Annotated in this window: 15 protein-coding genes and 1 tRNA gene; 4 read left to right on the plus strand and 12 right to left on the minus strand. The window is 62.0% G+C overall.

Features of this window, described 5'->3' with window-relative positions; translation table 11 throughout:
* Window positions 1-3 precede the first annotated feature (3 nt).
* The 11 genes from ACZ9HU_RS07545 to ACZ9HU_RS07595 all read right to left on the minus strand — a co-directional run bounded on the left by ACZ9HU_RS07545 (window position 4) and on the right by ACZ9HU_RS07595 (window position 8,176).
* Window positions 4-720, minus strand: a complete 717-nt coding sequence (locus ACZ9HU_RS07545; protein ID WP_476104021.1) for a Ni,Fe-hydrogenase I large subunit — start codon at window positions 718-720, stop codon at window positions 4-6.
* Window positions 717-1,187, minus strand: a complete 471-nt coding sequence (gene hybE / locus ACZ9HU_RS07550) for a [NiFe]-hydrogenase assembly chaperone HybE (protein ID WP_476104023.1) — start codon at window positions 1,185-1,187, stop codon at window positions 717-719. The genes ACZ9HU_RS07545 and hybE overlap by 4 nt, the downstream gene beginning before the upstream one ends.
* Window positions 1,184-1,405 (minus strand): rubredoxin, encoded by a 222-nt coding sequence (locus ACZ9HU_RS07555; protein WP_476104025.1) that lies wholly within the window; start codon window positions 1,403-1,405, stop codon window positions 1,184-1,186. The genes hybE and ACZ9HU_RS07555 overlap by 4 nt, the downstream gene beginning before the upstream one ends.
* Window positions 1,402-2,247 carry a hydrogenase expression/formation protein gene (locus tag ACZ9HU_RS07560; protein ID WP_476104027.1) on the minus strand — a complete coding sequence of 282 codons (846 nt, stop codon included), beginning with the start codon at window positions 2,245-2,247 and terminating at the stop codon, window positions 1,402-1,404. The genes ACZ9HU_RS07555 and ACZ9HU_RS07560 overlap by 4 nt, the downstream gene beginning before the upstream one ends.
* A complete protein-coding gene (locus ACZ9HU_RS07565; protein WP_476104029.1) occupies window positions 2,244-2,705 on the minus strand; it encodes a thioredoxin domain-containing protein in 462 nt (153 codons plus the stop codon). Before ACZ9HU_RS07565 ends, ACZ9HU_RS07560 begins: the two co-directional genes overlap by 4 nt.
* Window positions 2,702-3,013, minus strand: coding sequence for a HypC/HybG/HupF family hydrogenase formation chaperone (locus tag ACZ9HU_RS07570; RefSeq protein ID WP_476104031.1), 312 nt, complete (start codon window positions 3,011-3,013; stop codon window positions 2,702-2,704). The genes ACZ9HU_RS07565 and ACZ9HU_RS07570 overlap by 4 nt, the downstream gene beginning before the upstream one ends.
* Entirely contained in the window at window positions 3,013-3,717 is a 705-nt protein-coding gene (locus ACZ9HU_RS07575; protein ID WP_476104033.1) for a HyaD/HybD family hydrogenase maturation endopeptidase, read from the minus strand. The genes ACZ9HU_RS07570 and ACZ9HU_RS07575 overlap by 1 nt, the downstream gene beginning before the upstream one ends.
* A gap of 239 nt (window positions 3,718-3,956) precedes the next feature.
* Window positions 3,957-4,676 carry a Ni/Fe-hydrogenase, b-type cytochrome subunit gene (gene cybH / locus ACZ9HU_RS07580; RefSeq protein WP_476104035.1) on the minus strand — a complete coding sequence of 240 codons (720 nt, stop codon included), beginning with the start codon at window positions 4,674-4,676 and terminating at the stop codon, window positions 3,957-3,959.
* 12 nt (window positions 4,677-4,688) lie between these two features.
* The gene (locus tag ACZ9HU_RS07585) at window positions 4,689-5,255 is read right to left on the minus strand and encodes a HupE/UreJ family protein (protein WP_476104038.1); all 567 of its coding nucleotides are present in this window, start codon (window positions 5,253-5,255) and stop codon (window positions 4,689-4,691) included.
* A 12-nt stretch (window positions 5,256-5,267) separates the two neighbouring features.
* Complete coding sequence (locus ACZ9HU_RS07590) at window positions 5,268-7,067, minus strand: nickel-dependent hydrogenase large subunit (protein ID WP_476104041.1); 1,800 nt, start codon at window positions 7,065-7,067, stop codon at window positions 5,268-5,270.
* Window positions 7,067-8,176 carry a hydrogenase small subunit gene (locus tag ACZ9HU_RS07595; RefSeq protein ID WP_476104044.1) on the minus strand — a complete coding sequence of 370 codons (1,110 nt, stop codon included), beginning with the start codon at window positions 8,174-8,176 and terminating at the stop codon, window positions 7,067-7,069. Before ACZ9HU_RS07595 ends, ACZ9HU_RS07590 begins: the two co-directional genes overlap by 1 nt.
* A gap of 286 nt (window positions 8,177-8,462) precedes the next feature.
* Here ACZ9HU_RS07595 and ACZ9HU_RS07600 point away from each other — a divergent pair, with 286 nt between their 5' ends.
* The 4 genes from ACZ9HU_RS07600 to ACZ9HU_RS07615 all read left to right on the plus strand — a co-directional run bounded on the left by ACZ9HU_RS07600 (window position 8,463) and on the right by ACZ9HU_RS07615 (window position 12,687).
* On the plus strand, window positions 8,463-8,816 hold the full coding sequence (locus tag ACZ9HU_RS07600) for a DUF2946 family protein (protein ID WP_476104047.1): 354 nt from the start codon (window positions 8,463-8,465) through the stop codon (window positions 8,814-8,816).
* A 79-nt stretch (window positions 8,817-8,895) separates the two neighbouring features.
* On the plus strand, window positions 8,896-11,139 hold the full coding sequence (locus ACZ9HU_RS07605; protein ID WP_476104049.1) for a TonB-dependent receptor: 2,244 nt from the start codon (window positions 8,896-8,898) through the stop codon (window positions 11,137-11,139).
* A gap of 58 nt (window positions 11,140-11,197) precedes the next feature.
* Window positions 11,198-12,154 (plus strand): asparaginase, encoded by a 957-nt coding sequence (locus ACZ9HU_RS07610; RefSeq protein ID WP_476104051.1) that lies wholly within the window; start codon window positions 11,198-11,200, stop codon window positions 12,152-12,154.
* A 2-nt stretch (window positions 12,155-12,156) separates the two neighbouring features.
* On the plus strand, window positions 12,157-12,687 hold the full coding sequence (locus ACZ9HU_RS07615; protein WP_476104054.1) for a GNAT family N-acetyltransferase: 531 nt from the start codon (window positions 12,157-12,159) through the stop codon (window positions 12,685-12,687).
* A 70-nt stretch (window positions 12,688-12,757) separates the two neighbouring features.
* Here ACZ9HU_RS07615 and ACZ9HU_RS07620 read toward each other — a convergent pair.
* Window positions 12,758-12,842: transfer RNA gene (locus ACZ9HU_RS07620), tRNA-Leu, on the minus strand.
* Between the last annotated feature and the right edge of the window lie 50 nt (window positions 12,843-12,892).

Consider the following 12,892-nt stretch of genomic DNA (forward strand, 5'->3'; position numbering starts at 1 on the left):
GCATCAGGCATCCTCCCCCGTCATGTCCATGCACCATTCCACACAGGGATCGATCGCATGCATAACCCACATTGTCGCGTCCGCATCCCGACAAGGCGCCAACATGGAGGCGGCGTCCCCGTGCCGAGCGAACCGGCGGGCCGTGGGCGCGTCAATGGTGTAGGCGGCGACCCGCCCATTGTGAAGCGCCACGCGATGGGTCAACCGTCCCCTTGCGCAATTCAGACTGGCCACCCCTGTGCCGGGTTCAGAAGAAGTCATTTCAGGCGCGACAGGTTCACCATTCAATCGCGCCGCAAAGATGGGGCGCAGGGATACGGGCGCTCGATCCAGTATTCTTGCGGCCAGCCCCGATGCCTCCACACCGCGCCAATCCTCTGCCAGCACCTCTCTTGCCAGCGCAGGTTGCGGCGCCTCGCCGATCAGCGCCGGCCAATCGAGACACAGGCGCAGACCCGTCTCGCGCCGGGCTTCGGCATGAACGCGCGCGATGCGCCGGTCCAATTCGTCGGGCGCGATGGATTGCCCCATCGCCGCCGCCACAGCCATTTCGCCAACCAGTCCCTGCGCCTCGCGGCAAATCCCGTGAAGGCGGCGCAGGGCCTGCCCCACTTTATCCGCGGGCAGGCCGATCAGCAGGTCCTGCACATTGGGGATCGCGCAATATTCGATCCGGCTGCCTGCCGGGCTCGTGACGATGCGGATGGCGAGTCCGCTCATGCGGCATCCTCACGCGGCAGGCGGAACAGCGCACGTCGGCTGAGCGCGGGTTGAACATCAGGTTCGGGCGGAGCCGGTGCAGTCATGATCTCGGCCATTGCGGCGTCGGCCGTGGCGATGGCGGCCTCCATCGTTGCAAATTCAAACATGGGGGAAAACAGCGAGACCGACCAATAAAATCCTATGGCCTCTTCATATCCCCGGATCGCTTCGTATGCTCCCGAAGGCAGGGCCAGATTACGCTTTTCCCCCACCCGCGCGGGGGCATCATCATCGGGGGCCACCGCCATCAAATTCATAAACCAAGGCGTCACCAGAACACCCATGCGCCAACCATCGGTTACACAGGCCCCGCGCATCGCCACGCCCAGCGCATCATTCATCACCGGAACGCCCACCATGCGCGTTTGCGCGATGTCGGAAAACACGGCCTCGACCTGCGCGGCCCATGGTTCGTGCTGGTTCATTCCACCACCATAAAGCCTTGTTTGGGCGCATCGCATTGCGGGCATGTCCAATGGTCGGGCAAATCGGCAAAGGGTGTGCCGGGCGCCACCTGCCAATATGTGCAACCGTCGGCGGGGTCATAGATATGCCAGCAGATTTTGCATTCGAGCCGCGTTTGGGGGCCGATCTTGGCCGTATCGCCGCCGAACGAGCCGTCGAAGAAGTGCTGTCCCGTCACCGATAGGTGTCCATGATTTCGGCCAGCCGTTCGGCGCTGTCGGCAATGTCTTCGGGCGCGGCCTGCGCCACGGCGGGCAGAGCGCTGATCTCGATCGTGTTGAGGATCAGCGTGTCCTGCGAATTGAAATAGCGCACCCACCAGTTATGCCGCGTCCCCGTGCTGCGGATCCGGCAATTGCCATAGCCGCGCGACAGGATGATAAGATCGCCCTTGCCCAGCGCTTCTTCAAGGAACAGCAGATCGCCCTCAGTATGGGGCAGCAGCGAGAGGTTGATGACATGTGGATCGGTGCGCGTGGCCGCGCCGGGAATATGGGCGTTGATCTCGGCAATCAGGGCGGGTGCGTTGAACAGGCCGTCAAATGTCCTTTCAGGGATCGTCACCTCGCCCCGCGCCCGGCCAAAGGCGGCGGCGATGAAACCGGCGGGAAAGGCGCCAATGTCCACCCGGTCGCCGCGCCGCTCGCCCGTCCCGCGCACGCGCCACACGCCCGCCAGCACCGATTCCTGGGCTTGGTAACTATCGCCCAGCACGACAGACACTTCGCCCTCGCCCAGCAATTGGTCAACAAAGGCAAGGTCAGCAGGCGCCAAATGGGCCAGATCGACGCTTTCCTCCGGCCCGCCCGTCGCAACACGGTTTAACGCGGCCAGGATCGCATCACCCGCCGCAACGCCGGCGGCATGATCGGCGGCATCGGCCGGGATGCTGGCCATCGAGAACACCCGCATTTCCTCGGGCATGATCATGTAATCCAGCTTGGCATCATCCGGGCCGTCAGGCTGGCTGCCGGGGCCGACCAGAGCGCTGAGCAAGGTTTCGATTTCCGGGTTCATCATGCGTCTCCGTTGGGCGTGGCGCAGCCAGAAGGCATGCGGAAGGGCGGCGGATCGGACGGCTCGCGCCCCAGCATGTCGGGCAGTTCGTTCATGTAATCGGACCAGTCGCGAATACCCTCCATCGCGCCCAGATATTGCCCTTCGCGAAGGAAGATCAGCGCGGGGAAAGCGGCAAAACGAAAACGGCGCTGCATCGCGCGCTCGGCATCGCGCGCGGCGACCAAAACGCCGACATGCCCGCCCAGCGCCTTGTCCAGTTCCGGCACCACCACGGCCAGATCATCGCATTCGGCCAGCCGCCACCAGTCGCCCGCCACCAGCAGCATTGCGAGCGGATGGGACGCGGCAATGGCGTCAAAATCCTCTTCGCGCACCACGGCGTAACCGTGGCGCGCGATAATCGAGGCAAGCAGCGGCGAATGGGCCGAGCGGTCGAGTTCGGGGGAAAGGTCGCTCATGGGCGGTTCTCCGGCATAAGGTGGTCTGGCAATTGCGGCTCGCGGGTGATCAGATCGGCAAAGGCGGCGTCCAGATCGACAGGTTCGCCGCGCAGCAAAGCGGCCAGCGCATCGGTGGCGGCCAGGGTTTGAAGGGCGGTCTCCTCGTCCATCTTTTCACGCGCCGCGCCAAGGAAGGTCATCAGCCATTCGCCCGGCGCACAATCGCCCACCAGCGCAGTGTCGATGGAATGGAGCGCCCCATCGTGGTGGCACAGCGCAAAGCCCGCGCCATTTTCCACCACGCGCATGGGCAGGCCAACGCACATTACAGCGCAACCTTCAGATTGGACCCGCCAAGGATCGACTGGATCTCGGCCTCATGGTCCTGTGGCCCCGCAGGTCCGGCCCAGCCATCGGCCAGCACGCGCGCGTCGCCATGGCGGGGGGCCTGATCGGCATCAGGGCGGGCGGCCTCATAATGCTCCATCAGCATTTCGAGGCTGCCGATGCCCTGTTCGGGCGAAAGCGGCACCGGGCGGCGCGTGGCATGAACCCCGCGCGAGGCAAGCCATTTGAGCGCCACCTCAATGGCAGGCTCCATCTGCGCCTTGACACTTTCGCGAAGAGAGCCGCCGAAATCCTCCAGTTCTTCAGGCTGAACCCCCACCAGCAGGATTTCGGATGGTGGCTCCCCCATCATCTCGGCCATGGCCAGCACTTCCTGAAAGCCGGTCTGATGCAGCGAGATCTTTTTCGCGCCAAGGAAGCTGGGCACTTCCTCGCCCTCGACCACTTTCATCGTAGCGGGGGGCAGGCCGTAATCCACCGCATCGAACACCACCAACAGATCGGCCTCGCGGATGTCCTGCACCAGATAAATGCCCTGCGTTCCACCATCCATCAACCGCACATGGTCAGGGAATGACCAGTGGCGATGGAGATGCTCGACCGTGCGCACGCCAAAGCCTTCATCGGCCCACAACAGATTGCCGATGCCCAGAATAAGTGTGTTGAGCTTTTGCTCGTTCATGGATTGCTCCCCACCATTTCCTGCAATGGTTTCGCTTTGGAAAGAAGGATAGCAAGCGCTGTGCCAGTTCCTGCCAAAGCGTGAAGATACGGGCCAAATGGGTTAGGGATGGCGCCGGAGCAAAAGGGTTAATTGCAAGATTACTTTCCACTATGGAAAGCTGATGCGGAAACAAATCTTCCACAAAAAAAGGGGAGCGGTTTCCCACTCCCCTTTCCCATCGCACGCGACAAAACCGATCAGGTGTCGCGATCAATCGGCTTGGCATCGCGGAAATTGCGCCAGCCCGAAATCATCGAGGAAATGATCGACTGACGCGACATGATATCCTCGCGCACGGCGGCATAGATGTGGACGATCACAAAGATCACCATCGCCCACATCGCCAGATGGTGCCAGGTGTGCACCGTCTGCGAATTGCCGCCAAACAGCCACAGGACCGGGCCGGTAAAGACCGTGTGAATCCATCCCGGCCCCTCGCCCTCGCCATAAAGGGCAAAGCCGGTGACGATCATGAACAGGCCGACCCAGACGAACAGGATATGCATCGAAACCATCGCCAGCGGATTGTGGCCGATGTACTTGCGCGGATGCTCCTCGATCATCGCATACCAGCGCATTTCGTGCAGCACGCCTTTCCAGAAACCAATATGCCAGAAAGGCGGGCGGAAGATCTCGCGCGCGTGGTGGTTGCCGACAAAGCTCCAGTAGAAACGCAGGACAAAGCCCACCGCCATGATTTGCCCCGCGCTGAAATGCAGAAAGCGGACCCAGCCGAAGAAATAGTGGCTTGATGGCTCGCCCATCAGCGTGAAGGGCGGCGATCCGATCAGATAGCCGGTGACAAACAGCACCGTGACGGCAAGCGCATTGATCCAGTGCCAGATGCGCACCGGCGCTTCATAGACATAGACGGCCGGTTCGCTCGATAGCGGCTCTTCGATGGGAGTGCTGGCCATGGCGCACCTCCTTTATGCGGCAAGCAGCGCAAGGCCGGTGGCGCCAAGCGCGAGGCCCGCCGCCAGCCGACCTTGCGACTGTGAGAAGATCATCCGTCCGATGCGATAGCCCGCGCCATGCAGCAACGCCGAGGAGAGCAGGAAGCCGCCGAAATAGGCCGCCAGATTGCCGCTGGCCTCGGCGCCATGGGCCAGACCATGCACCGCGCCCGCCGCCACGATCAGCCCCAGCCCAAGGCCGGACGACAAACGCGTGGCCAGCACCAACAGCGCGCCCAGCACCAGCACCGAACCGGCCACCATCGGTTCAACCATAGGCAGCGCGCCCGTCATCAACCCAACCACCGCGCCCGCCGCCAACGCGCCCATAAAGGCCACCGGCGCAATGATCGCCGAACGCGCAGGCCGCGTTGCCGCCCACAGGCCCACCGCCACCATCGCGGCCAGATGGTCCACGCCCGAAAACGGATGCGCCAACCCCGCCATCATCGAACCATCATGGCCCGGATGCGCCATCGCAGGCATAGCGGTCGCCGCAAGGACAGAGGCGGCCAGAACAGTTTTACCAATCGCTTTCATCAAACCTCTCCCTTACCGTACCTTGACCTGCGCCATTTCCTGACCGTCCGGCCCCATCACATGGGTCGAACAGGCAAGGCAGGGGTCGAAACTGTGCAGCGTGCGCAGGATTTCCACCGGTTCCTCGGCGCGCTCGACTTTGGTGTTCATCAGGCTGGCCTCAAAGGCGCCAATGTTGCCCTGATTGTCGCGCGGGCTGCCGTTCCAAGTGGTGGGCACGACGCATTGGTAATTGTCGATCTTGCCATCCTTGATGCGGATCCAATGGCCCAGCGCCCCGCGCGGCGCCTCGGTAAAGCCCACGCCCTTGACCTCGGAGGGCCATGTCTTGGGGTCGAATTTGGCGGTGTTGGCGGTGGATGTGTCGCCCGCCTTGATATTGGCGATCAGCTTGTCGAGGAAATACTTCTGCTTGCGCGCGGCCCACTGCGCCTCCAGCCCGCGCGCGGCGGTGCGGCCCAGCGTCGAGAAGAGCGCATCCATCGGCACGTCCAGCGTTTTCAAGGCCCAATCAACCTGCTCCTTGATCTCCTTGTTGCCTTGCATATAGCCGATGACATAGCGGGCCAGCGGCCCCACCTCCATCGCATGGCCGCGCCATCGCGGGGCCTTGATCCAGCTGTATTTGGCGCTTTCGTCGATTTCCTCGATGCGGGTGCTGGTGCCCTTGGCGCCCTTGCCCAGCTCGTAATGCGGTTCGGTCACGCCGTCCCACGGGTGCAGGCCCTTGCTCTCGTCCTCATATTTGTACCAACTGTGCGGCACAAATTCCTGCACCTGCGTCAGGTCGGCCAGATCGACCGGGTGGACCTCATTCAGCTTGCCATTGATGATCGCCCCGCGCGGCATCAACAGGTTGGCGGGGCTGTAATCATTGGCCTTGTCGGGAATGTCGCCATAGGCCAGCAGCGATTTGTTCGACAGGCCCCCGCCATAGAGCCAGCCCTTGTAATAAGAGGCAATCGCCATCAGGTCGGGAATATAGACATTCTCGACAAATTCGATGCAGCGCTGGGTGATGTCGATGACATAGTTCAGGCTGGCCATATTGATCGGCGCGCCCGCCGCCATATCGCCGTCGATGTTGATCGCGCAGGGCACGCCGCCCACCAGCCAGTTGGGGTGAATATCCTTGCCACCAAAGATCGTGCGCACACGCATGATTTCCTTCTGAAAATCCAGCGCTTCGAGATAATGCGTCACCGCCATCAGGTCCGCTTCGGGCGGCAATTTATAGGCCGGGTTGGTCCAGTAGCCATTCTTGAACGGCCCCAATTGCCCGCTCTCGACAAATTTGCGCAGGCGCGTCTGCACATCGCGGAAATAGCCGGGCGAAGAATTGGGATGGCTGGGCGAGACTTTCTGCTGCAACTCGCTGGTGGCCTTGGGATCGGCTTTCAGAGCATTGACCGGGTTGACCCAATCCAGCGCATGCAGGTGATAGAAATGCACCAGATGGTCATGCACCTGCAGCGACAATTGCATGATGTTGCGGATCGAATTGGCGTTTTCGGGAATGTCGATCCCCAACGCATTTTCCACCGCACGCACCGATGTCAGCGCATGGGTGCCGGTGCAGACGCCGCAGATGCGCTGGACAAAGGCCCATGCGTCGCGCGGGTCGCGGCCTTTCAGGATCACTTCCAATCCGCGCCACATCGTTCCGGTGGAAACGGCGTTGCGGATCACATTGTTGGCGTCAAGGTTGACCTCGCAGCGCATGTGGCCTTCGATGCGGGTGACGGGATCGACGACAACGCGCTTGCCGCTGCTGTCGAGGTTAAAGCCATTGGGCGTGGCAATCGTGGCCATCAGTCCTGTCCCTCAAATTCATTGGATTTGGTGTCTTCGCCCGCCTTCTGGCGCGCGCGTTTCACCGCGCTGGCGGCGGCATGGGCGGCCGCGGAAATGCCCACCACGCCGGCCGCCGTCCCGCCGATCTGGTCGGCATTGGCCTCGATGCCAAACCCCTTGATGTCGGTCAGGCGTTCATAGAAGCTGCCCTTGTCCCAGAAGCCATCCTCGGAACAGCCGATGCAGGGATGCCCCGCCTGAATGGGGAAGGAAAGCCCGCCGTTCCAGCGCACCGTCGAACAGGCGTTATAGGTGGTCGGGCCTTTGCAGCCGACCTTATACAGGCAATAGCCCTTGCGCGCGCCCTCATCGTCGAATTTCTCGACAAATTGCCCGGCGTCGAAATGCGGGCGGCGATAGCATTTGTCATGAATGCGCTGCGAATAGAACATCTTGGGGCGGCCCTGAAGGTCCAGCTCCGGGAAACGCTCAAAGGTCAGGATATAGGCGATCACCGCCGTCATCACCTCGGCAATCGGCGGACAGCCGGGCACCTTGATGATGGGCTTTGCGGGCAGACCGGGCACCTTATGCACCGGGGTCGCCTGCGTGGGATTAGGCCGCGCGGCCTGAACGCAGCCCCAGCTTGCGCACGATCCCCAACTGATAATCGCCTTGCAATGGTCGGCGGCTTCTTTCAGCTGCTCAAGGAACGGACGCCCGCCGATGATGCAACTCATCCCCTCCTGATTGAGCGGCGGATTGCCCTCGACCGCAAGGATGAAATTGCCGTCGTATTTCTTGATGGTCTCCTGAATGATCGCCTCGGCCTGATGACCGGCGGCGGCCATGATCGTGTCGTCATAATCCAGACTGATCATCGAAAGGATGACGTCCTTGGCCAACGGATGGCCCGAACGGATAAAGCTTTCCGAACAGCAGGTGCATTCCAGCCCATGCAGCCACAGCACCGGAATGCGCGGCTTGGTTTCCATCGCGTCCTGGATCTGGGCGGCGGCGGCGGGCGGCAGACCCAATGCGGCGGCGGTCAGGCTGCAAAACTTGGTAAAGCTGCGCCTTGTGATACCCTGACGGCGCATCACGTCATAAAATGTCTCGGTGGCCATATATGTTCTTCCCCGGACGAAACCCCTTGAACGGGACTTTGCGTGTTAAGATTTCGGCGGGGGTTGTTAAGCAAGGCCTGTGCCAGATACGGATATTGGCGGGAAAGGTGGATTTTCCCGCCAACGCGAACCAAACCGGATGGCAAGTTGCCTTCCATTATCGGGTGCACGCTTTCCACCTGTGCTGGGTCAAATTGTCCTCATATGCCGGGATGACGTTGAATGCGCACCGGGCTATGCAGCCGATGTGTATTCGATCCGCCGCCTTGTCTTGAACCATCGCTGGATGGCCGCCGCGCTTTTGGCGCTGGCCATGCTGGTGCGTGCGTGGGTGCCCGCGGGATATATGCCGGGCCACGGGGCACGGGTTTTGACCATGGAAATCTGCGCCGATTCGCTGGGACAGCGTATCACGCGCAGCATCACCCTGCCCGGTCGAGACAACGGCACGGCGGGGGTCAAGAACCATTGCGACTATGCCGTGATGGCCGATGCGATGCTGGGCGGGGCAGATCCGCTGCTGCTCGGCGCGGCGCTTGCCTTTATACTGGCGCTTGGGTTTCTGCCTCGGCCTGTTCTGCGTGTTGCACGGGTCCGGGCGATCCGCCCTCCCTTGCGCGGACCTCCTGCCCTCCCCTGAACCGGCCATTGCGCCGGACTGACGCCTTGGCGCGGCCTTGGGCTGCGCCGCTTTGCGCCTGCCTGTTTCGGGGGTTTTCATGTCTTATGCTTTCTGCGCGGCCACATCTCTGGCCGTGCTTTCCGCCATCCTTGCCACGCCCGCCCATGCCGGGGACAAGGATGAAAGTCGCACCATCATCGTCAAAGGCGAAAAGCCCGATGACATCGCCCGTGCGGCGGCGTCATCGGCCATCGTCGATGCATCAACCATCGCCACGAAAATCAATGCCGTCAGCGTCGAGGACACGCTCAAATACCTGCCCAGCCTGATTATCCGCAAACGCCATATCGGCGACAATTACGCACCCATCGCCACCCGGACCAGCGGGTTAGGCTCTTCGGCGCGCAGCCTGATTTATGCCGATGGCGCGCTGCTATCGGCGCTGATCGCCAATAACAATGGCAATGGGTCGCCGCGCTGGACTTTGGTCACGCCTTCGGAAATTGAACGGGTGGACGTGATCTACGGCCCGTTTTCCGCCGCCTATGCGGGCAATTCGATCGGCACCGTGGTCAATATCACCACACGCATGCCCAAAGGTTTGGAGGCACGGCTTTCGGCCCAAACCAATCTCCAGACCTATTCCTATTACGGCACCAACAGCACATTGCCCACGACCCAGTTTTCCGGATCACTGGGCAATCGTTTCGGCGCCTTCAGCCTGCTGATCAGCGCCACCCGCACCACCGCCAACAGCCAGCCTGTGAGCTTTGCGACCACCACCAACGGAACGGCGGGTTACGCCGACGTCAATCGCACCGGGGCGCCCATTCGCGTTCTGGGCGCGGGCGGGATCGAGCATCATATTCAGGACACCTATAAGGCCAAATTCGCCTTAGACCTGACGCCACATGTTCAGGCCCGCTATGTGCTGGGCATCTGGCGCGATGATACGCAAGGGCGCGTGCAATCCTATACGTCATCCTATGCCACCGCGACCAGCGGGGCGACCACCGGTTTCAACTCGGCGGTCTATTCCCGCGACGCGCTGCATCTCAGCCACGCGCTCAGCCTGACGGGGCGGGATTGGGGGGTGATCGGCACGCTCTATCGCTATGAAAGTGATAATCAGACCAACCCTTCGCCCGACACCGCCACCGGCACATCGGCCGCCACAGGCTTTGTTTCGACGCGCAATGATTTGCCCAACGCTTACGCTGGCGGAGTGGGTACAATTGCACGACAAAAGGGCACCGGATGGGCGACGCTGGACGCAAAGGGCGCATTCGACATGGGCACGGCCCAGCGCATCAGCATGGGAGGCCATTTTGACCGCACCACGTTGAACAGCCAAACCTATACGATTGCCAATTGGCTCGATACATCTTCACCCCTTGGCCAATTACGGTCGGCCAGCAAGGGGAACACGCGGACATTCGCCCTGTGGGCGCAGGATGAAGTTCGCCTTGCCAAGGGCGTGAAATTGACCCTTGGCGGGCGGCAGGAATGGTGGCGCGCCTATGGCGGGGCCAACACAAGTCTGACTGCCACCATCAACGCCAATTTGGCTCAACCCGAACGCAGCTTTTCCGGGTTCAGCCCCAAGGCCGCGCTGGAATATGCGCTGGCCCCGCGATGGACGGCGCGCATTTCGGCGGGACAGGCGTTTCGCATGCCCACCGTTGGCGAACTCTATCAAACCGTCACCACGGGAACCTTGCTGGCCAATCCCAACCCCGGCCTGTTGCCGGAACGGGCGCGCAGCCTCGAACTGGCGCTGGAACACAGGGCCGCGCGCGGATCCATGCGGATCGCCCTGTTCAACGAAGTGGTCGATAATGCGCTGATTTCACAATTGAACGCGGCGACCAACACGACCTATGTTCAAAACGTCGACCGCACGCGCGCACGCGGCGTGGAAATCGCGTTTGAGCGCCGCGACCTGCCCGGCCATTTCGATGTACAGGCCAACATGACCCACGCCGCCGCCATCACCAGCAAGAACTCGATCCTGCCCTCGGCGACGGGCAAATTGCTGCCTTCTGTTCCCCGGTGGAAGGCCAGCGCGGTGCTGACATGGCATCCCAGCCCCCGTTTCAGCCTGACCACAGCGGCGCGTTATTCAAGCCGCAATTACGGGACACTGGATAACAGCGACATCATCGGCAACACCTATCAGGGTTTCGATAAATATTTCGTCGTCGATATCCGCGCCCTGTTCCACGTCAACGATCATTTCGAGGCCAGCCTTGGCGTTGATAATCTTAACAATGACAAATACTTCCTTTTCCACCCCTTTCCCCAACGCAGCTTTTCGGCGGGCGTGAACTGGCGGCTGTAACGCCTTCGCAGTTTGCCCCCTTGTTCCCCCGGCGCGGCGCGGCCATAGGCTTTTGCCTATGAGCATCATTCTGATCGACGCCGGGGGAACGATTTCTTCCTTGCCCGATGCGGGCGGAAAGCTGGCCGGGGGCGCATCCGGCCTTGGGGGCACATTGGCGGGACCACAGGTTCGCCAGATCTATGCCGGGCTGTCCGAGGACATGACATTGGCCGATATGGCGCGGGTGCGTGACGCAGTGCTGGCGGCTCTGGATGAAGCGGATGTCACCGGCATCATCGTCGCCCATGGCACCGACGCGATGGAGGAAACCGCCTTCCTTATCGACCTTTCCCTGCCCAGGGTTTTAAAGCCCGTCATCGTCACCGGCGCCATGTTGCCGATGACCGATCCCGACAGCGATGGCCCCGGCAATCTGGCCGCAGCGCTGCGCGCAGCCGCAACGCCGGAATTGGCGCAGCATGGTGCTTTGGTCGCCTTTGCCCGGCATCTGATCCCGGCCGCGCTGGTCTATAAATTTGCGACTTCCGCACTCGATGGCTTTGGCTGGCGGGGCGGCATGGCGGGCATGGCCAGTGGCGATGCGATCACGGCCCCCGCCCCCTTGCCGCGCCACGAACCATTGGCGGCGGTTGTGCCCGAATCGGCCTGTCCGATCATTGCTCTGTCGGGCGGTGACGATGGCGCGATGATTCGCGCCGCCATCGCCTCTGGCGTCAAAGGCATCGTGCTGATGGCGCTGGGCCGCGGCAATGGGTCGGTCGGCGCGGCAAAGGCCGTCGAGCAGGCCGTCGCGGCGGGCATTCCGGTCGTGGTTGCATCACGCTGTCCCACCGGCTCCACCGCCGCCGATTATGCCAGCGGTCAGCGTCTGGCCGATGCGGGGGCGATCTTTGCAGGCGGATTGGGTGCGACTCAGGCGCGCATCCTGCTCGCCACCCTGCTGGCATCGGGCGCCAAGGATGTGGCCCAGCAATTTGCCGCACGCGGCGCTCTTTATACGGAAACACATTGATCATGCTGACTCACCGAATCGCCACGATGGACGATCTGGAAAATCTGCGCGCGTTGATGGCTCTGGCCATCGACAATCTTCAGGAAGGCTTTCTCAGCCCCGCCCAAATTCAGGCGAGCCGCCATGTGATGGGGCTGGATACCCAGCTCATCAAGGACGGGACGTATTACCTTGTCGAATCGGATGGCGAACTGGCCGGTTGCGGCGGTTGGTCCTATCGCGCCACGCTTTATGGCGGCGATGCCAGCGTTGTGGCCCGCGAACCCGAAGTGCTGGACCCGGCCAAGGATGCCGCCCGCATTCGCGCCATGTACACCCACCCCGGCTTTGCCCGGCGCGGCATTGGCCGCCGCGTGATGCAGGTTTGTGAAGAGGCCGCCCGCGCCGCAGGCTTTGCGCGTACCGAAATGATGGCGACGATGGCGGGCGTGCCGCTCTATCGCTCGGTCGGCTATAGCCCGATCGAGGAAGTCCTGTCCGCGCCCATCGACGGGGTTCAGGTGCCTTTGCTGCGCATGGGCAAAGTGTTGTAACCAACCCGAATCGCGCAAAACGAAAAAGGGCCTGCGAAACCGCCGGCCCTTTTTTTTCGATCTTTGGAAATGGTGCCCCTGGCCCGACTCGAACGGGCACATCTCTCGATATCCGATTTTGAGTCGGACGCGTCTACCAATTCCACCACAGGGGCGTTCCAGATCCAATCTGGAAAGGATCGCTTGCGCGTCCTTGTGGAGCCCG

The organism is Novosphingobium sp. Sphag1I, from assembly GCF_056279125.1.